Raw genomic sequence first — 17,753 nt, 5'->3', positions numbered from 1 at the left:
TCACCCGCCCTCCGGTGCACGGCGCGCGTCGAGGAACTCGGCGGGCAGCATGGCCAGTTGACTGCGCGGCAGGGTGAGCAGCACCCGCCAGGCACGCTCCAGGGTCTGTTCCAGGGTGCGCAGTTCGTCGCGCCGCTGGTCCACGAGCCCGTGGGCGAACGCCTCGTCGAAGTCCAGGTATCGGCGGTCGGTGGCGCTGAGCGCCGCCTGTCCGACGAGGTCGGCGAGTTCCCGGACCTGGCGGGCCCGGGCCAGGGCGGACAGCAGTTGGGCGGCGACGTCCAGGTGGTCGTCACGGGTCCGGCCGGGTCCCGCGCCCCTGCGCATCAGGCGGGACAGCGAGGACAGCGCGTCCACCGGCGGGTAGACGCCGCGGGCGTGCAGCTCGCGGGAGAGCACGATCTGTCCCTCCGTGATGTATCCGGTGAGGTCGGGCACGGGGTGGGTGATGTCGCCCGCGGGCATGGTGAGCACCGGCAGCACGGTGACGGAGCCGGGCAGGCCGCGCACACGCCCGCAGCGCTCGTACAGCGAGGCCAGGTCGCTGTAGAGGTAGCCGGGGTAGGCCCGGCGGGCCGGGATCTCCCCGCGGGCCGCGGAGACCTCCCGCAGCGCCTCGGCGTAGCTCGTCATGTCCGTCATCACGACGAGCACATGGCGGCCCTCGCCGAAGGCGAGCTGCTCGGCGACGGTGAGCGCGATACGAGGGGTCAGGATGCGCTCGATCACGGGGTCGTCGGCGGTGTTGAGCAGGAGCACCAGCTCACCCGCGGCGGAGCGTTCTTCCAGTGCGTCCCGGACGAACGCGGCGTCCGCGTGGGTCACCCCCATGGCGGCGAAGACAACGCAGAACGGCTGTCCGCCGGCCGTGGCCTGGGCCGCGATCTGCGCGGCCAGTTCCAGGTGCGGAAGGCCGGCCGCGGAGAAGACCGGGAGTTTCTGTCCCCGCACGAGCGTGGTCAGCGCGTCGACGGCGCTGACGCCCGTCAGCACCGGCTCGGCAGGCGGCTCGCGACGTACGGGGTTGATGGCTCGGCCGCTCACCGCGGAGACTGCGGCGCCGAAGACGGGCGGGCCCCCATCGAGCGGCTCGCCACGGCCGTTGCACACACGTCCCAGCCATCCCGGGCCCACGGGTATGCGCAGCGGCGCCCCGGTGAACACGGCGCCGACCCGTGCCGGATCCATGCCCGAGGTGTCCTCCAGTACCTGTACGACCGCCGTGCCGCGGTCGACCTCCAGGACGAGGCCGTGCCGCCGCTCCCCCGAGTCGAGGGTGAACAGCACGAACTCGTCCCAGCCGACCCCCTCGACCTTGTCGACGACCGCGAGTGGGCCGCGCAGCTCGCGCACCGAGGTGTACTCGACGCGGCCGAAGTCCTCCTTGCCGTTCACGACACCTCCCCGAGCCGGGCGAGCATGGTCGCGCGCAGCGCGTCCACCGTGGCCGCGTCCTGCGGGCCCGCCTCCTCACGGGCGCGCAGGACGGGCGAGAAGTCGACCTCTTCGATCCGGGCCGCCGGCACACCCGCGTCGACCAGTTCCCGGCAGCGGGCGACGACCGCCAGTACCGCCTCGGCCAGCGCCGCCGTCTTCGCCGGACCGCTGGAGGCGTCCCGTTCGGACAGCGCGCTCTGCTGGAGCAGACCCTCGCGGACCAGCCGTCCGGCGAGCACGCTGACGCGTTCGAGGTCGGGCAGCGCGGTGATGCCGAGCAGGTCGACGAGGTCGGCGAGCCGGTCGGCCTCGGCGAGCAGCCCCGCCACCCGGGCGCGCCGCGCGGGCCACTCCGGGTCGTCCGTGGCGGCGTGGTGGGCGCCGAGGGCCTCGGCGTCGCGGGAGAACGACTCGGCCCAGGAGACGGCCGGGTAGTGGCGGGCGTAGGCGAGGTCGCGGTCGAGGGTCCACAGGCAGCGCACGAAGCGCTGGGTGTGGGCGGTGACGGGTTCCGCCATGTCGCCGCCGGGCGGGGACACCGCGCCGATGATGGTCACGGAGCCGGTGCGGCCGCCGAGGGTCGTCACCGCTCCGGCGCGTTCGTAGAAGGCCGCGATGGCCGAGGCGAGGCCGGCGGGGTAGCCCTCCTCGGCGGGCAGCGCGCCGGTGCGGGAGGCGAACTCGCGCAGCGCCTCGGCCCAGCGGGAGGTGGAGTCGGCGATGACGACGACGTCCAGGCCCATGTCCCGGAAGTACTCGGCGACCGTGACGCCGGTGTGGATGCTCGCTTCCCGCGCCATCATCGGCATGTTGGAGGTGTTGGCGACGATCACCGTCCGGTCGGCGAGGCGGCCACCGGTGCGCGGGTCGGTGAGCGCACCGAACTCCTCGATGACATCGGCCATTTCGTTGCCCCGCTCGCCACAGCCGACGTAGACGATGACGTCCGCGTCGCACCACTTGGCGATCTGCTGGAGCAGCACGGTCTTGCCGGTGCCGAAGCCGCCGGGCACGGCGACGGTGCTGCCGAGGGCGACGGGGAAGAGCAGGTCGATGGCGCGCTGGCCGGTGTGCAGTGCCCGGCCGGTGTCCAGTCGCTCGCGCACGGGGCGGGGTGTACGGACGGGCCAGTGAGTGGTCATCCGGACCGGGCTGCCCGCCACCGTCGCGACGACGGCGTCCGCCCGGCGCCGTCCGGGCCCGGCGATCCGCTCCACCGCTCCCGTGCATCCGGGCGGCACGAGGAGCGGCAACGGCATCGGTCCCGCGTCATGCACCTCGCCGAGGACGTCTCCGGGTGACACGTGGTCGCCCGCGGCGGCCCGGGGCGTGAAGGTCCACGCCGCTCGCTGTTCGCCGAGCCGACCGCCGACGGCCCTGGGTTCGAGCCATGCGCCCGCCGTCGACAACGGCCGCAGCAGTCCGTCGAAGACGCCGCCCAGCAGGCCGGGGCCCAGCGGTGCCGACAGGGGTCGGCCCAGCGAGCGGACCGGCATTCCGGGTGCCAGGCCGCCGGTGTACTCGTAGGCCTGGACGGTGACGATGGTGTCGCGGATCGCGACGATCTCCCCGGGCAGGCCGGCCTCGCCCAGCGCGACCAGGTCGTGCATGGCGGTGCCGTCCAGGTGTTCGGCCTCGACGAGCGGGCCGGTGACGCGCAGGACGCGGCCGGTGCCGTGCGGGGCGTCCGTCAGGGTGCCCACAGTTCCTCCACCTCCGTGCCGATCCGGTCGAGCGCCCGGTCCGCGAGCGCGGCCAGGCCGCAGTCGATCCGCCGTCCCGGGCTCTCGCCGATCACTCCGCCGCCGAGGGCTTCGGTGATTCGTGCGTCGGCGCCCAGTACGTGACGCGCGTGTGTGGTCAGGCGGGCCCGCAGGCGCGGGTAGGCGGGCGTGTCGCGGAGTTCCCCGACGCCCTGCGCGACCTGTCGGCGCAGTTCCTCCCAGCACTCCCGGCGGGCGGCTAGCTCCCCCGCGCGGGCGGCCCGCCGGGCGCGGGCCCGGACGGCGGCCTGGACGGTCCGTGCGTCCGTGGCGCCCTGTCGGCGTGCCTCGGCCAGGATCTCCGCGGCCCTGGACTCGGCGTCGGCGCGTACGGCCTCGGCGTCCTGGTCGGCAGCGGTCACCAGGGCCTCGGCGTCGGCTCTCGCGTCCTGGAGCAGACGGGTGCGTACGGGGTCCAGTGCCGTGGCGCTTGCGACGGGCAGGGGGGTTCTCATGACGGCATCACCGCCGTGAGCGGCCCCTCCCCCTCGAGCGGTCCGGCGCCGAGTGCCGCGGCCGCGGCGGGGGTGACGATCACCAGGCCCACCTCCGGCGGCATCCCGTGCCAGGCGGCGCGTACGGCTTCCGGGTCGTCCGCGGGGAACACGGCGACACCGGCGGACACCAGTCCGAGGACCCGCACCCGCTCGCCGATCGCTGCGACGTGCGTCATGGTCAGGTCTTTCCGATCAGGATGATGGCGACGACCAGGCCGTAGATGGCGATGCCCTCGGCGAGACCGACGATGACCATGGCCCGGCCGAACAGCTCGGGCCGTTCGCTCATCGCGGCGAGTGCCGCGGCGCCCGTGTAGGCGACGGCGATCGCCGCTCCGATCGAGGCCCCGGCGACCGCGATGGCGGCGCCGATGAGGGCCGCCGAGCCGGAGCCGGAGCTCTGGGCGGCCGCGGTGGTCGCCGCGTCCGCCTGCGCCGAGCCGCCGCTCAGCGCGACCAGCAGGAGCGTGAGGGCTCCCGCGAACAGTGCCGCGTCCACCGCGAGGACCGACCGGAGTACGGTCGGACGGCGGCGCCGCAGCAGCCGGCGGGTGGCGGCGAAGGCCGCGACCAGCACCGGCAGCGCGATCAGCCAAGCGATCATGTTGTCACCTCCGTGCGGTGTGGGGTGGGCACGTGGTCCTGCGGTGTCTGTGTGGGCACGTGCCAGGGGTGGAACGGCCGGCCTTCGGCGTCGAAGACACGGGAGAACAGTTCGTAGAACTCCAGCCGCAGGGCCTGTACGCCGGCCACCAGCGCTTCCAGGGCGAAGGCGAGCGCGTTTCCGGCGGCGAAGACGAGGAGTGCGGTGGCGAGGGCGAGCGGCCCGGACCCGGTCAGGGCCTTCGTGCCGCGCCAGATGATGTCGCCCAGTGCGGCGTGGGTCAGCCCGAACGCGGCCAGCCGGGCGAAGGAGATGGTGTTCGATCCGATCCGCACGACGACGTCGAACAGCTGGACGCCGGTCTGCAGGGCGCCCGCGGCTCCGCCGCCCGACGCCGTGAACAGTCCGGTGCCGGCCAGTGCGAGTCCGGCGAGGGCGAGCAGCGAGCCGCTCACCGCGAACACCGGCGTGTGCAGTGCCACGCCGGCCGCCAGGACCGCGAGACCGAGGAAGACCGAGGCGCCGGCGATACCGGACGCCGCGTACAGGGCCCGGCCCGGGCCGCCTTCGCGCCACCGGTTGACGATGCCCGTCGCGTAGGCGAGGGCGAGCAGGACCGCGCCGAACGCGATCGCGGCGCCGAGCAGACGCATGGGCTCGTCCAGGGGGTCGAGCCACAGCACCGGCAGCACCCCGGTGGGGCCGAAGAACTCCCCGTAGGCGAATCCGGCCAGTGTGCTCGCCACTCCGGCCCCCGCCAGGAAGGGCCACACGGGTCGCAGGGACGCCCACCGGCGGGGGCGGCCGGCCCGCAGCAGCAGCGCGCCGAGGAGCAGCAGGATGCCGTGGCCCGCGTCGCCGAACATGATCCCGAACATCACGACATAGGCGATTCCGGCGGGCACGCTGGGATCGACGTCGGCGTACGGGACGGTTCCGTAGGTGCGCACCAGCGGCACCAGGGAGCGCCGTACCGTGCCGGTGTCGTCGAGCCGGGTCGGCGGGTCGGTTCCGCGCGGTGTCCGCAACGGCACCACCGCGCCGCCGACGTCCGCCAGCCGGGCGCCGAGCTGCGGCACGTCGGCGGCGGGGCACCAGCCGGCCAGCGCGGCGACGGCGTCGTGCCGGACCGCCGCCTCCTGGCGGGCCTCCAACTGTGCCTCGCCCGCGAGCAGATCGGCGCGAGCCTCCGCCCGCAGGGTGTCGAGGTCGGGTGGTGTGGGCGACAGCAGGGGCTGGGAGGCCCTGGACCCCAGGGCCTGGAGCCCACGCGCGGCAGGGCCGGGGCTGCCGTGGCCGGGGTCGTCGGGGCAGTCCAGTTCGACGCAGCCCGCGTCGGCCACCCTTACCAGGGTGTCCCGCAGTGCGCCGAGCGGGGCGACGACGGCCACCCGTCGCATGCGCGTCGGCGTCAGAGAGTCAGCCCAGGAGTTCATCGAAGGCCTCCAGCGCCCGGCCGACGTGCGCGGCGCAGCCCAGTCCGGCGCGGATCCGCCACGCGTCGGCCTGCAGCACCGCGACCGCTCCGACGACGGACGACACGTCGAAACGCGTGCCGCGCAGCATCAGCAGTCCCTCCCGGTCGACCTCGGCCCACCAGTGGGCCTCGGCCCGCCACAGGTCCTGCGGCCGCTCGGTTCCGTCCAGCGCCCAGCGGGCCGTGGCGGGCAGCCGGGCGCGGAAGTCGTCGAAGGACGATGCCTGCAGAGCGGCCGTACCGAGCAGCGAAGCGGCGTTGCGTGCGGCCGGTTCGGTGAGCCTACGGTGCGTCAGATGGACCTCGCGGGCCACGAGCAGCGCGGCCTCGCCCGCCGCCCAGCGGGCAGCGGACGGGAGGTTCGCCGAGGTACGGGCGGCCGCCGACAGCCGCATTCCGGTGACAACCGCCGCCGGGGAGTCGGCCCCGGGGTCCCCCCACAGGGAGGTGGCCAGCACGACCCGCGTCTCGGCGGCGGACACGGCCCGGGACAGCCTCGGCCAGGCGGTCGACAGCGCCCCCAGCCGATACGGCTCGGGCTGCGGCGCACCGGCAAGCGACCGCAGCCGGTCGCGGGTGTTCGCGATCTCGAAGGCCGACGCGAGCAGGCGTACGGCGGCGGAACCGGGCCGGGGCTGCCAGCCGGCGAGCACCCTCAGCTGCCACACCAGGGCGTCCGAGACCGCCCGCTGTGCCTCGGCCGCCCCGGCCTCCATGTCGAGTCCGCGCCGGTACGGTGTGCCGGCCAGCGCGCGCAGGGCGTCGGGCAGACCGGGCGAGGTCGCCAGCTGCCGGGCCGTCTCCGGCCCGGCACGGCCGGCGGCCATGGCCCTGGCCCGGATCACTCCCGCGACCCACCTGGCACCCATGACGTCCCCTGACTGTGCGGTTCCGTGGTCAGTTCGGCGGTCACCCGCGCGACCACGCGAGCCGCCAGCTCGGGTGTGCGGGCCCGCGCCCGTCCCCGCAGTTCTTCTACGGCGTGCCGCGCCGCTGCGTCCGTACGGTCGGCTTCGGCGGTGGCCTCCGCGGCCAGACGGGCCGCGGTCTCGCTCCTGACGTCACGTGCCTGCTCCCGCGCGGTCCGTACGATGCGCTCGGCCTCCTCCGCCGCGGTACGGCGCCGTTCCGCCGCCTCGCGCCGTGCGGCGTCGCGGATCGCCGCGGCCTCGGCGGCGACGTCGTCCAGCAGGGCGAGCGGGGGCTCCAGTTCGGCCGTCAGCTCGGCGGACCGGTCGGCGGGGACGGCACCCCCGACGGCCGGACCGGGTGCACCGGCAGGCCGGAAGCGCACGAGGAACTCACGGAACCCAGGCATGACGACCTCCGAGCCCGACCACGGCGTCCGCTGGTGGCCTGCTTTCACGCTACGAAGGGGACCGACCGCCCCACAGGGGCCGTTCGACCTGAGCAAGGGGCCGGGCGGCCCTGTCAGGACCGCCCGGTCGGCGCAATGGTGAAGGTAGGAGCACTGGATCCGCACCCACCGTGGGAGGTTGCCATGAACGACCGCGAGGCGCGGGAAGCCGGTTCGGCGTCGGCGGAGGCACGCCGTGCGGTACCGGGTTACGCCCCGAAACCGGCCGAGGACTTCCGCCAGGACATGATGGTGCGCTACCTGCACGCCATGGCCTCCTATTCTGCGCAGGCCGCCGCCGCGGAGCCGGCCGTCACCGGCCACGACACGGTCGGCGGGACCTCGCATGCCACCCCGCACACGAAGGGCGTCGCAGCACTTCAGGTGCGCTACATCCTCAAGCGGACCATGGCAGGGGTGCCCCCCGAGACGCCGTACCTGGACGTCGCCCGGATGCTGGCCCGCGAGCAGATCGGGGCCGTGGCCGTGGTCGACGGCTCCGGGCGGGTCATCGGTGTGGTCGCCGAGTCGGACCTGTTGGCGCGGGCTGCCTCCCTCGCCTCCGACGGGGAGCGGACCGGTACGTTCCGCCGGTTGTTCGGCCGACGGCAGCACCCGGGTGAGGCAGGTGTGACGGCGGCCGCCCTGATGTCGACCCCGCCGCTCACCGTCCACCCCTGGACGTCCCTCGCCGAAGCGGCCCGTACGGCCGCGCGTTCCCGGATCAGGCAGATGTTCGTGACCGACCACAAGGGCCGGCTCGTCGGCGTCGTCAGCCGCAGCGAACTGCTGCAGGCCCTGGTCCGCGACGACAAGGCCATCCGGGAGGAGGTCGTCTCCCACGTCCTGAGTGACGAGCTGGGCATCGACCCCGCCGTTGTGGACGTGCACGTCCACAACGGCACGGTCACGCTCAGCGGCTCGCTGCCTGCGGACCTGGCCGGGAGGCTGACGGACGCGGTGGCACGGATCCCGGACGTGTTCGAGGTCGCGGACCACCTCACCATGCGGTGAGGAGGGCCGAACGGCCCTCCGCCGACTCCCCGTCGGCCCCTGCGTCCGCCACGCCGTCCGCGCTCCACTGGAGACGGGAACAGGAGACATCTCCGAGGGAGCCGACCATGACGGACACAGCAGCACAGACGGTCACCGTGCGACAGCCGCCGGAGGCGGACCCGCACCGGCTGGAGGTCACCCACGTCAACGGTGACGCGTACGAGGTGGACATCAGGGGCCACCGGATCCTGGTCGACCAGCCCCTGGAGGCGGGCGGGACGGACACCGCACCGACGCCCACCGAACTGTTCGCCGCATCTCTGGCCACCTGCGTCGCCTTCTACGCCGGGCGATACCTCCACCGTCACGGACTGCCGCGCCGCGGACTGCGCGTCCGGACGGAGTTCACCATGGCCTCGGACCGCCCTGCCCGGGTGGACACCGTACGCCTGGTGATCGTGCCGCCGCCCGCACTGTCCGCACAGCGCCACGCGGCCATGCTCGCCGTCGCCTCGCACTGCACGATCCACAACACACTGCGCAGCGCACCCGAGATCGACATCGAGCTGGAGCCCGTGAGCACACCCCGGCCTCTGGGCGCCACGCGCTCCGGGAGCCGGCAAGGGGATGCCGAGGGAACCGGTACGACCATGAGGCGGGACGGCCCATGAAGGAGACGCTGCGTCTGGGGCGCATGGCCGGTGTCAGTGTCGGGCTGCACTGGAGTGTGCTGGTCATCGTCGCCCTGGTGACCGTCTCGCTGGCGGGCGGCCGCTTTCCCGACGCCCATCCCGGCCACTCCGCCTGGGCCTACTGGAGCCTCGGCCTGCTGGCGGCCCTGGTACTGCTGGCCTCACTGCTGGCGCACGAGCTCGCCCATGCCGTCGTCGCGCGCCGCAACGGAGTCGACGTCGACGGCATCACACTGTGGATGCTGGGCGGTGTCGCGAGGCTTCGCACCGAGGCAGCGACGCCCGGCGCGGAGCTGCGCATCGCCGCGGTGGGTCCACTGACCAGCGCTGTCGCGGGCGGGGTGTTCACCGGCCTGGCCCTGTGGCTGGACTCGCTGCGTGTCTCCGGCCTCGTCGTGGAGGCCGTGGCGTGGCTGGCCGGCATCAACATCGTGCTGGCCGTCTTCAACTCCGTTCCCGCCGCCCCACTGGACGGCGGCCGGCTGCTGCGCGCGTTCCTGTGGCACCGCACCGGCGACCGGCTCCGGGCCACGCGGGGCGCCGCGGCGGCGGGCCGGATGCTCGGCTGGTTCATGATCGTGACCGGATTCGCGGCGATGGTCCTCGCCGGTGATCCTTCCGGGCTGTGGCCTGCGCTGATCGGCTGGTTCCTGATCAGCACCGCGACCGCCGAGGAGCGGCAGGCACAGCTGCGCGGCGTACTGGACGACATGCCCGTCAGCCGTGTGATGACCCGTGACCCGGTCACCGTCCCCGCCACGGAGAGCCTCGCGGCGCTCCTGGCCGAGGGCGCCTTCGGCCGCTACCGCCACTCCGCCTTCCCCGTGCTCGCCCCTGACGGCACCGCGTCGGGTCTGGTGACCGTACGCCTCGTCAACCGCGCCCCGATCCACGCCCGTTCCACCACCACGGTCGCCGAGGTGATGCGCCCGTTGGCGGAGGTGATCACGGTGGCACCGGACGACCTGATCGTCGACCTGCTGCCCCGGCTGGAAGCGAGCAAGGACCGCCGGGCCCTGGTCCTCGACGGAGGCCGCCTCGTCGGGTTCGTCTCCCTCGCCGACATCACCCGGGTCCTGTCCTGGCTCACCGCATCGGCCCCGCACCACCCCTGACACAACGCGCCCTTGCGCGCGGAAACCACCGTGCGCCCCTCCACGGAGGCGCGACATGAACACGGCCTCACCGCCCCGCAACACCCGCGTCCCGCCCCCCGCCCGCGTACCTGCGGAACCGCCCGGCCGCCTCGAGGTCACCCATGTCGCGAACCGGGCGTTCGCGGTCTTCGTCCGCGACCACGAACTCACCGTCGACCAGCCTGTCGAGGCGGGCGGCGACAACGACGGGCCTACGCCGGTGGAGCTGTTCGTCGCCTCCCTGGCATCCTGCGTCGCCTCCGGCGCGGCACGCTTCCTCCAACTCCTCGGGCAGCCGTACCCACACCTTCGGGTCAGGCCGACTTCGCGGCGGCCGGCGGCCCGTCCCCGCGCATCGCGTCCCTGCGCCTGCGGATCCTGCTCCCCGACCGGCTCGCCCCGGCCGTACTCGAAAGTCTGCGTGCGGTCGTCCGCCACTGTGCCGTCCACACCATGCTGCGCGTCCCGCCGGGGGTCAGCGTCGAGTTCGTCTCCTGACGCCCCACCTGGATCCGACAACCGCCCTTCGCCGTTCCATGCTGTCCCCAACGGCCCTACCGTCGAGGCCTCATGACGCTCTCTCATGGACGGAGAAGACGGACCCGACGAAGAACCGGCGGTGCCGACCATGACTGCCTTCCACGCATTCCCCGATCACGCGGCCCGCTACCTCGTCCGTTCGGCCATCACCGCACCCTCCCCCTACAACACCCAACCCTGGCGGTTCGTCAACCATGGCGACGAACTGCAGTTGCACGCCGATCCGTCACGGCACCTGGCCGTCGCCGACCCGAACGGGCGCGAGATGCTCATCAGTTGCGGCGCAGCCCTGTTCAGCCTGCGTCTGGCCGTGCGGCATCTCGGTTTCCTGCCCCTGGTGCACACGTTCCCCGACAGCGCCCGCCCCTGGGCGGCGATGACCTGGGCCGAGTCCGTGTCTTGCCCTGGGCGGACAGTTCCTCGGCCCGTACGGCCGGGCCCGTGATGTCCATGGCGGCATCCGCGAGCAGTCGCGCCGCGCCGCTGTGCGACTGCCTCCCAAGCCCCTCTCGGACACCCCCACGGGGGAGGGCCCAACAGTCCTGGTGTGCAGGCCTATTGGGCCCAAGACGCATGGGCGGGCCGGGACAACGGTGAGAGTGGGGGACGACTACTGCCACCGCCCGACCGTCCCTCGCGGACGCGCCGGCAACGGCTCTCGGCTCGGCGAGAGCGGACCCACAGACCCGACCGGGCACACCTTCGAGGAGGCCCGCGATGAACACCAGCCGGCACGACCACGGCCTGTACGCCATCGCCGTGGTCGGAGCCCTGACCCTGGACCTAACGGTGGCCACGCTCGCCTTCCTGGCCATCGCTCTCGCCTGCCCGCTGATGACGGTCTTCTTGATGCGCGGCAGGCACGGCGGCCACGACACCTCCCACGAGTCCCGGCCGGACGACGATCCGCAGGCCGGGGCACGACCTGCCGCACCGGCGGATCCGACCGCCAGGGCCCCCGGAAACCGGAGCGCGCGATGTCCACTGTGATCGTCTCGCTGCTCGGGATGGCCATCCTGGCCGGTGCCGTCCACGACACCGTCCGCCTGATCATGCCGCGCGGGTCCCGCCGCCCGCCCCTGGCCCGGCTGTGTGGCCGACGTTCCGCGCAGGAAGCCACCGAACGGTGGTGGACCGGCCTGCTGCTGCGCGGCCGCATCACCCCGGCCGACTACCGGACCCGAATGAGCCGCCTCGCCCACGGCGAGCGCCACTCGAGTCCCACTCGGCGCGGGAACGCGCCCCGACAGGGCGGCCATGACTGACGCCGCCCAGGGTCGGTGGCCGCGGGCCGTTCTCGACACTCCGCACTTCGCGTTCATCGTCTGCGCATCGACGCCCGCCCGACCCGTGGTGAGGACGGAGTCGCGCACCGGACGATCCCACTGCCCGTCCCCCGCTCTCGCATCGGGCCGTCCCGGGCCCCGGCCCGCGGGTACCCCTGGGGAGTACGATGCTCATCCGGCGATGGCGGCAGCAGGTGGAGCCCATGACGTATCGGTCGGCCCGTGACGGCGGCAAGGCTGTCCGCCGGGCGTACGGGGTGCTCCTCACCCTGTGCGTCGCGCTGACCGTTCTCGTCCACCACGAGCCGCCCGCGACGGACGCCTCCGCCGTGGCCGACGCGGCCCACGCTGTTCACGTGATCGCGGAACAGTCGACGCCGTCCGCCTCGCCCGCATCCACGCACGAGGTCGGCCCGGGCGCCTGTTCCATGCCGGGCATGCCGCACTGCACCGCAGCGCTCGTCGGCTCGGTGCAGCTCGCCGTACCCCACCAGGTCGCGTCGGACCCGCTGCTCACCCCACGGCAGGGCGCGGCGCCGCGGACCCTCGTGGCCTCGGCGGTCGGCCGCGCCCCACCCGACCTCTCCGTCCTCTGCCGACTGCGTCTTTAGGCCGCGCCGGACGGCGCGCGACGTGCCGTCCCTCCGCGACCACGTCGGCAGTCTCGATTCAGAGGACACCACACCATGAACAGCATCAACCGTCGCTCCGTCCTGCTCGCCGGCCTGGGAGCCGCCGGCATCGGCGCGCTCTCGGCGTGCACCGGCGGATCGGACAGCGGCCACGCCCTGATCGCCCCCTCCGGCCCGGCGGTCGCCGCCGGCGAGAAGAAGCGCGAGGGCACCGGACGCCACCAGAAGATCGCACTGACCGCGGCCCCTGCCACCATCGACCTGGGCGGTGGCGTCAGGCCCAGGACGTGGACCTTCGACGGCCGTACCCCGGGCCAGGAGGTCCGGCTGTCCGTGGGCGACACCCTGGTCGCCGAGCTGTCCAACCAGCTCCCGGACGGGAACGCCACGTCCATCCACTGGCACGGCATCGCCCTGCGCAACGACATGGACGGCGCGCCGCCCGCCACCCAGAGCGCCGTCCGGGCCGGCTCCACGTTCACGTACCGCTTCGTCGTGGACGCCCCGGGCACGTACTTCTTCCACCCGCACGTCGGCGTCCAGCTCGATCGCGGCCTGTACGCCCCGCTTATCGTCGAGGACCCCGCGGAAACCCTCGGCCACGACGACGAATGGACCGTGGTCCTCGACGACTGGGTCGACGGCGTCACCGGAACTCCCGACGAGGTCTTCGCCGAGCTCAAGCAGGGCATGGGCGGCATGCAGGGACACGACATGGGGGACATGGGCGGGACGGACACGGACGGCGGCCCCGCGTCCCTCTCCCCCACCGCCGACGGTATGTCGACGGGGTTCATGCTCATGGGCGCCCACAGCGACCTGCTCGGCGGCGACGCCGGGGACGTGAAGTACCCGTACCACCTCGTCAACGGCCGGGTGGCGACCGACCCCGCCGTCTACTCCTCCAAGCCCGGAAGGAAAGTGCGGCTGCGGATCATCAACGCGGGCTCGGACACGGCCTACCGGCTCGCCCTCGGCGGCCACAAGCTGACGATCACCCACACCGACGGCTTCCCCGTTCGGCACCAGGAGGTGGACGCCCTGCTGGTCGGCATGGGCGAGCGTTATGACGTTCTCGTCACCCTCGGTGACGGTGTGTTCCCGCTGGTCGCCGTGGCCGAGGGCAAGAACGCGAACGGTCTGGCCCTGGTGCGTACGGGCTCGGGGAGCAAGCCGTCCGCGACCGTCCGCCCCAAGGAACTCAACGGCGTGATCATGACGGCGTCACGGCTGCGCGCCGCCGACGACGTGCGCCTGAAGACGGCCAGGACCGACGTCACGCACCGGATCGAGCTGACCGGCGGCATGATGCACTACAACTGGGCCGTCAACGGCAGGAAGTTCGAAATGAGCGACCCGGACGCGAACCCGATCCTCATCGAGGAGGGCCAGCGGGTACGGCTCGACTTCCTCAACCGCACCACCATGTGGCACCCGATGCACCTGCACGGCCACACGTACCAACTCGGCGCCTCGGGCCCCCGCAAGGACACCGCGATCGTGCTGCCCCGGCGGAAGCTGTCCGTCTTCTTCGACGCGGACAACCCGGGCCAGTGGATGCTGCACTGCCACAACGCGTATCACGGTGAGGCCGGGATGATGGCGAACGTGGCCTATCGGGCCTGACATTCGCCACCGCCCCGCGGGTGCCTGCACGACCTCGCCCAGGAGCTGGTGGACGCCTCATGTTCCGGTCGGGGAACTCCGGGAGTCGTCGGTCCGGTGCGCGAGGTGTTCGGAGACCGAGACCACACCGTCAACGCTCCGGCACAGCCCGGACGGGTCGGCCTGGGCGGAGCACTTGCGCAGCAGGTCGCCCTCGGACACCACGCCCACGGGGTGCTCCAGTTCATCCACCACGGGTGCGGCGGTGACGTCGTTCTCCGCCAACAGCTTGACGATCTCCTTGAACGGCATGTCGCGCCGGGCCCGGACCACGTGTCGGGTCATCAGGTCTGCGATCGTACGGTGGCGCATGTCGACCTCCCTTCCGGGGGACAGCCGATGGTGGTCACGTGTCCAGCGTGGCAGGAGACGGTCGCGCGCGAGTGAGCCGTCAGGACCCGTTCAGGGCCCTTCGGCCCTGCGAACCGGGCTGTTCGGCCCCGTAATCGGGGTTCACGAGCCCATGCTGCGAGGGCCCGTGCGTGTCACGCTGGTTACGTCAGCCCACCGAGGAAGGGAGGGTGGCGATCATGCGAGCGCGACTCGGCGACCACCTCATTGTCGAAAGCCCGACCACAGGCGCCACCAAGCGCGACGGCGAGATCGTCGGACTGCACCACGAAGACGGAACGCCACCCTACGACGTGCGCTGGTCGGACACGGACGACGTGACACTCATGTTCCCCGGCCCCGACGCGCATGTCCATCATGGCGAACACGGGACCTGAAGCCCCCAGGGGGCGCCACCCCCTCGTACTCTCCGCTCAGGAGTGATCACGATGGAAGCCAAGCAATGGACCGTGCAGATCTACATCACTGAGGAAGGCCACGACACTCGTGCACGAGCCGTCCTGAACACCCGGGACACGTCGACGGTCACCGGCCGGGGCGTGGCCCGCCGCAACCCGATCGACCGCTCCATTCCGGAGATCGGCGACGAACTCGCCGCCAGCCGCGCACTGGAGGATCTCGCCATCCGTCTCCACGACGTCGCCACCGACGACATCGTCCAGCTGACGGGCCCCGCCGAACGGTGACCCGCCCGCGTACGAGGGCCGGCGGCCCTCGGTCTCAGCTCACCGCACGCCCTGTCCGGTCCGTGCGACCAGGAAGTGCACGGTGTCGGCCAGGGTGGCGAGTTCGGGATAGTCGTCCTCGTCGATCCGTGCCCCCGTGCGCGCCGCGAGCCGCTCCACCAGGGTCAGGAAGTCGAGCGAGTCGAGTTCCAGCACGTCGCGGAACTTGTCGTCGGGCCGGACGCCGGTGAAGTCGGCGTCCGGAACGATCTCGGTGATGCACTCCTTGACGAGGGTCAGTGCCTCCGTGCTGTTCAACGGCTTCATCCGGTTCACAACTCCTCGGGTTTCTGCAGCAGTCGGTCGACCGCCGTGAGGTAGCGGGCCCCGATCGCGCCACCACCGGCGAGGACGAGGACAACCTGGTCATCAGCCTGCTGGCCAAACGACAGTTCAAGGTCGCCCGGGTCATCGCACGCGTCAACGACGAGGAGAACGCCTGGCTGTTCACCCACCACTCACCACTGGGGCGTCGACACCGCCGTACCGGCCGCCGCGCCCCTCATCTCCCTGATCGAGGAGGCGACCAGCGCCACGACACCGTCGCCCTGCTCCGCCTGAGCAAGGCGGGCGTCAACGTGATCGAGACGAGTATCACCGCGCAGTCCCGCGCGGCCGGCCGGACCCTCGCGGAACTCGGCATCCCGCCGGGCATCGTGGTGGTCACCGTCGTGCGCGGCGGCGAACCCCTGCCCCCTGTACCGGACCGCCGGCTGCAAGAGGGCCACGAACTGCTCGTGGTCTCCCACGCGGAGACGGAGAGCGAGGTCCACGCGGCCTTCCAGTGAACGCACCGGTGCGTGGCCAAACATGGCGACCGGCCAGGCTCAGGGGGTGCAGGCACAGTCAGGGCCGGCGCTCACCCCTCCCCGTCGGCGCCCGCCACACCAGCGTGGTCCCGCCCTCCGGAGGGCAGTTCAGATCCAGTTCCCCGCCTCCTTGTTCGGCCCGTTCTGACATGTTCTGCAGGCCGCTGCGGCGCACGCCGGACGGGACGCCCACGCCGTCGTCGGAAATCGTCAGTCGGACCTCACGCCCCTCGGCCTCCAGGACGACGTCCGCTCGAGTGGCCCGGGCGTGCCGGGCGACATTGGTCAGCGCTTCGAACAGGACGGCCACCACATGGTCGGCGATCTCCCGCGGGACGTCGGTGTCGACCAGGCCCTCCATACGGACGCTGGGAGCGAAGCCCAGCACCGAGGCCGCTTCTCCGGCCACCCGCACGACGCGGGCCCTCAGTCCGGATCCGGCACCTCCTTCGCGCGAGCGCAGACCGAAGATGGTCGACCTGATTATCTTGATCGTCTCGTCCAGGTCGTCCACCGCGCGCACCACACGCTCGGCGGCCTCGCGATGCTCGATCAGACGTCCCACGCTCTGCAGCGTCATGCCGGTCGCGAACAACCGCTGGATGACCAGATCATGCAGGTCACGGCCGATCCGGTCACGGTCCGTGAGCATGGCGACCTGCTCGGCATCCTGGCGCCGTTCCGCCAGCTCCATCGCGACAGCCGCCTGAGCTGCGAAGCCTCGCAAGGGTTCGATCTCCTTCGCCGCGAACACCGTGTGCCCCAGCTCCCGCACCAGCAGAACGACACCACGAACGCCCTCGCCCGTTCCGATCGGCACGGCGGCGCCGGGGCCCAGACCCGCGAAACGCTGGAGACTCGCGGAGACCCGCTCATCGTGGGAGATGTCGGCGCTGGTGACGGGCGCGGCGGTGGCGAAGGCCTCGCCGATCAGACTGCCTTCCACCGGCAGCACCAGACCGCGGTGCCTCTCCGCGTCCGAACCGACGGCGATTTCCACGGACAGCGAGTCGGTGCCTTCCATCGGCATCGCCACCACAGCCAGGGCCGCGCTCGTGATCTCCCGTGCCCGGTCGGCGATCAGACGGAGGACTTCGGTCTGACCGCCTCCCGCCAGCAGGCTGTAGGTGATCTCCGCGTTCGCCTGAAGCCAGCGCTCGCGCAGCCGGGACTCCTCATACAGCCGCGCGTTGTCGATCGCGACGCCCGCCGCCACGGCCAGCGTCGACAGGACCGCCTCGTCCTCCTCGTCGAACTGGATACCGCCCCGTTTCTCGGTGAGGTACAGATTGCCGAAGACCTGGTCGCGCACCCGGATCGGGACGCCGACGAAGCTGTTCATCGGTGGATGGTGGGCCGGGAAGCCGTACGAGGCGCGGTGCTGGGAGATCTTCGCCAGGCGCAGCTGCTCGGGACGGCGGATCAGCTCGCCCAGGATTCCGTGGCCCTCCGGATAGTGGCCGATCTTCGCGATCTGCTCCTCGGTCATGCCGACGGTGAGGAACTCCGACAGCCGCTTGCCACCGGGTCCGATGATGCCCAGGGCCGCGTACTCGGCATCCACGAGTACGGCGGCTGCCTCCACGATGCTGCGCAGCGCCTGTTCCAGGTTCAGCTCCCGGCCTACCGAGAGCACCGCCTCCAGGAGGCTGTGCACCCGGTCACGGGTGCCGCGGGCCGCGTCGAGGCGTGCCTGCAGCTCCTCCAGCAGCTCGTCGAGCCTCAGCTGCGGCAACTTCACTCGGATCTCGTGGGACTGCTCGGCGCTGCCCACCTGCACTCCTCC

At 72.4% G+C, this 17,753-nt stretch carries 21 protein-coding genes and 2 pseudogenes; 12 read left to right on the top strand and 11 right to left on the bottom strand.

Features of this window, described 5'->3' with window-relative positions:
* The 8 genes from OHU89_RS49680 to OHU89_RS49645 are packed head-to-tail and all read right to left on the bottom strand — an operon-like array spanning position 1 to position 7,096.
* A complete protein-coding gene (locus OHU89_RS49680) occupies positions 1-1,395 on the bottom strand; it encodes a V-type ATP synthase subunit B (RefSeq protein ID WP_405653240.1) in 1,395 nt (464 codons plus the stop codon).
* Entirely contained in the window at positions 1,392-3,140 is a 1,749-nt protein-coding gene (locus tag OHU89_RS49675) for a V-type ATP synthase subunit A (RefSeq protein WP_405653237.1), read from the bottom strand. The genes OHU89_RS49680 and OHU89_RS49675 overlap by 4 nt, the downstream gene beginning before the upstream one ends.
* On the bottom strand, positions 3,128-3,655 hold the full coding sequence (locus OHU89_RS49670; protein WP_405653234.1) for a V-type ATP synthase subunit E family protein: 528 nt from the start codon (positions 3,653-3,655) through the stop codon (positions 3,128-3,130). Before OHU89_RS49670 ends, OHU89_RS49675 begins: the two co-directional genes overlap by 13 nt.
* Complete coding sequence (locus tag OHU89_RS49665) at positions 3,652-3,873, bottom strand: hypothetical protein (RefSeq protein ID WP_361495831.1); 222 nt, start codon at positions 3,871-3,873, stop codon at positions 3,652-3,654. Before OHU89_RS49665 ends, OHU89_RS49670 begins: the two co-directional genes overlap by 4 nt.
* 2 nt (positions 3,874-3,875) lie before the next feature.
* The gene (locus OHU89_RS49660; RefSeq protein WP_405653231.1) at positions 3,876-4,301 is read right to left on the bottom strand and encodes an ATP synthase subunit C; all 426 of its coding nucleotides are present in this window, start codon (positions 4,299-4,301) and stop codon (positions 3,876-3,878) included.
* The gene (locus tag OHU89_RS49655) at positions 4,298-5,737 is read right to left on the bottom strand and encodes a V-type ATPase 116kDa subunit family protein (RefSeq protein ID WP_405653229.1); all 1,440 of its coding nucleotides are present in this window, start codon (positions 5,735-5,737) and stop codon (positions 4,298-4,300) included. Before OHU89_RS49655 ends, OHU89_RS49660 begins: the two co-directional genes overlap by 4 nt.
* Complete coding sequence (locus OHU89_RS49650) at positions 5,721-6,647, bottom strand: hypothetical protein (RefSeq protein ID WP_405653226.1); 927 nt, start codon at positions 6,645-6,647, stop codon at positions 5,721-5,723. Before OHU89_RS49650 ends, OHU89_RS49655 begins: the two co-directional genes overlap by 17 nt.
* Positions 6,620-7,096 carry a hypothetical protein gene (locus OHU89_RS49645; protein ID WP_405653224.1) on the bottom strand — a complete coding sequence of 159 codons (477 nt, stop codon included), beginning with the start codon at positions 7,094-7,096 and terminating at the stop codon, positions 6,620-6,622. The genes OHU89_RS49650 and OHU89_RS49645 overlap by 28 nt, the downstream gene beginning before the upstream one ends.
* A gap of 183 nt (positions 7,097-7,279) precedes the next feature.
* On the opposite strand from OHU89_RS49645, the gene OHU89_RS49640 reads away from it, so the two are divergent.
* The 9 genes from OHU89_RS49640 to OHU89_RS49600 all read left to right on the top strand — a co-directional run bounded on the left by OHU89_RS49640 (position 7,280) and on the right by OHU89_RS49600 (position 14,043).
* On the top strand, positions 7,280-8,149 hold the full coding sequence (locus tag OHU89_RS49640) for a CBS domain-containing protein (protein ID WP_405653221.1): 870 nt from the start codon (positions 7,280-7,282) through the stop codon (positions 8,147-8,149).
* Positions 8,150-8,256: 107 nt separating this feature from the next.
* Positions 8,257-8,802, top strand: coding sequence for an OsmC family protein (locus OHU89_RS49635; protein ID WP_405653218.1), 546 nt, complete (start codon positions 8,257-8,259; stop codon positions 8,800-8,802).
* On the top strand, positions 8,799-9,938 hold the full coding sequence (locus OHU89_RS49630) for a site-2 protease family protein (RefSeq protein WP_405653215.1): 1,140 nt from the start codon (positions 8,799-8,801) through the stop codon (positions 9,936-9,938). Before OHU89_RS49635 ends, OHU89_RS49630 begins: the two co-directional genes overlap by 4 nt.
* Before the next feature lie 55 nt (positions 9,939-9,993).
* A complete protein-coding gene (locus OHU89_RS49625) occupies positions 9,994-10,533 on the top strand; it encodes an OsmC family protein (RefSeq protein ID WP_405653212.1) in 540 nt (179 codons plus the stop codon).
* 54 nt (positions 10,534-10,587) lie between these two features.
* Positions 10,588-10,944 carry a hypothetical protein gene (locus OHU89_RS49620; protein WP_405653209.1) on the top strand — a complete coding sequence of 119 codons (357 nt, stop codon included), beginning with the start codon at positions 10,588-10,590 and terminating at the stop codon, positions 10,942-10,944.
* Positions 10,945-11,216: 272 nt separating this feature from the next.
* Positions 11,217-11,489 carry a DUF2933 domain-containing protein gene (locus tag OHU89_RS49615; protein ID WP_405653206.1) on the top strand — a complete coding sequence of 91 codons (273 nt, stop codon included), beginning with the start codon at positions 11,217-11,219 and terminating at the stop codon, positions 11,487-11,489.
* Positions 11,477-11,764, top strand: coding sequence for a hypothetical protein (locus tag OHU89_RS49610; RefSeq protein ID WP_405653204.1), 288 nt, complete (start codon positions 11,477-11,479; stop codon positions 11,762-11,764). The genes OHU89_RS49615 and OHU89_RS49610 overlap by 13 nt, the downstream gene beginning before the upstream one ends.
* 224 nt (positions 11,765-11,988) lie before the next feature.
* Positions 11,989-12,396, top strand: a complete 408-nt coding sequence (locus tag OHU89_RS49605) for a hypothetical protein (RefSeq protein WP_405653201.1) — start codon at positions 11,989-11,991, stop codon at positions 12,394-12,396.
* A 75-nt stretch (positions 12,397-12,471) separates the two neighbouring features.
* The gene (locus tag OHU89_RS49600) at positions 12,472-14,043 is read left to right on the top strand and encodes a multicopper oxidase family protein (protein WP_405653198.1); all 1,572 of its coding nucleotides are present in this window, start codon (positions 12,472-12,474) and stop codon (positions 14,041-14,043) included.
* A gap of 147 nt (positions 14,044-14,190) precedes the next feature.
* Here OHU89_RS49600 and OHU89_RS49595 read toward each other — a convergent pair.
* A pseudogene (locus OHU89_RS49595) lies at positions 14,191-14,394 on the bottom strand (CBS domain-containing protein); the annotation flags it as partial.
* A 218-nt stretch (positions 14,395-14,612) separates the two neighbouring features.
* Here OHU89_RS49595 and OHU89_RS49590 point away from each other — a divergent pair.
* Both OHU89_RS49590 and OHU89_RS49585 read left to right on the top strand, forming a co-directional pair.
* Positions 14,613-14,798: pseudogene (locus OHU89_RS49590) on the top strand (DUF1918 domain-containing protein); the annotation flags it as partial.
* A 63-nt stretch (positions 14,799-14,861) separates the two neighbouring features.
* Positions 14,862-15,119: a DUF1876 domain-containing protein gene (locus OHU89_RS49585; RefSeq protein WP_405653195.1), complete on the top strand. Its 258-nt coding sequence runs from the start codon at positions 14,862-14,864 to the stop codon at positions 15,117-15,119.
* Positions 15,120-15,158: 39 nt separating this feature from the next.
* Here the strand turns inward: OHU89_RS49585 and OHU89_RS49580 are convergent, their stop codons facing one another.
* The gene (locus tag OHU89_RS49580; protein WP_405653192.1) at positions 15,159-15,425 is read right to left on the bottom strand and encodes an acyl carrier protein; all 267 of its coding nucleotides are present in this window, start codon (positions 15,423-15,425) and stop codon (positions 15,159-15,161) included.
* Between OHU89_RS49580 and OHU89_RS49575 the strand changes: the two genes are divergently transcribed.
* Entirely contained in the window at positions 15,398-15,946 is a 549-nt protein-coding gene (locus tag OHU89_RS49575) for a TrkA C-terminal domain-containing protein (protein WP_405653188.1), read from the top strand. The two genes, OHU89_RS49580 and OHU89_RS49575, sit on opposite strands and share 28 nt — an antisense overlap.
* 58 nt (positions 15,947-16,004) lie before the next feature.
* Here OHU89_RS49575 and OHU89_RS49570 read toward each other — a convergent pair whose 3' ends face one another.
* Positions 16,005-17,741 (bottom strand): GAF domain-containing protein, encoded by a 1,737-nt coding sequence (locus OHU89_RS49570; RefSeq protein ID WP_405653185.1) that lies wholly within the window; start codon positions 17,739-17,741, stop codon positions 16,005-16,007.
* Positions 17,742-17,753 lie beyond the last annotated feature (12 nt).

Source organism: Streptomyces sp. NBC_00019 (assembly GCF_045041015.1).
Classification (GTDB): domain Bacteria; phylum Actinomycetota; class Actinomycetes; order Streptomycetales; family Streptomycetaceae; genus Streptomyces.
The sequence above is the reverse complement of the archived record's forward strand: the minus strand, read 5'-3'. Positions and strand labels throughout refer to the sequence as shown.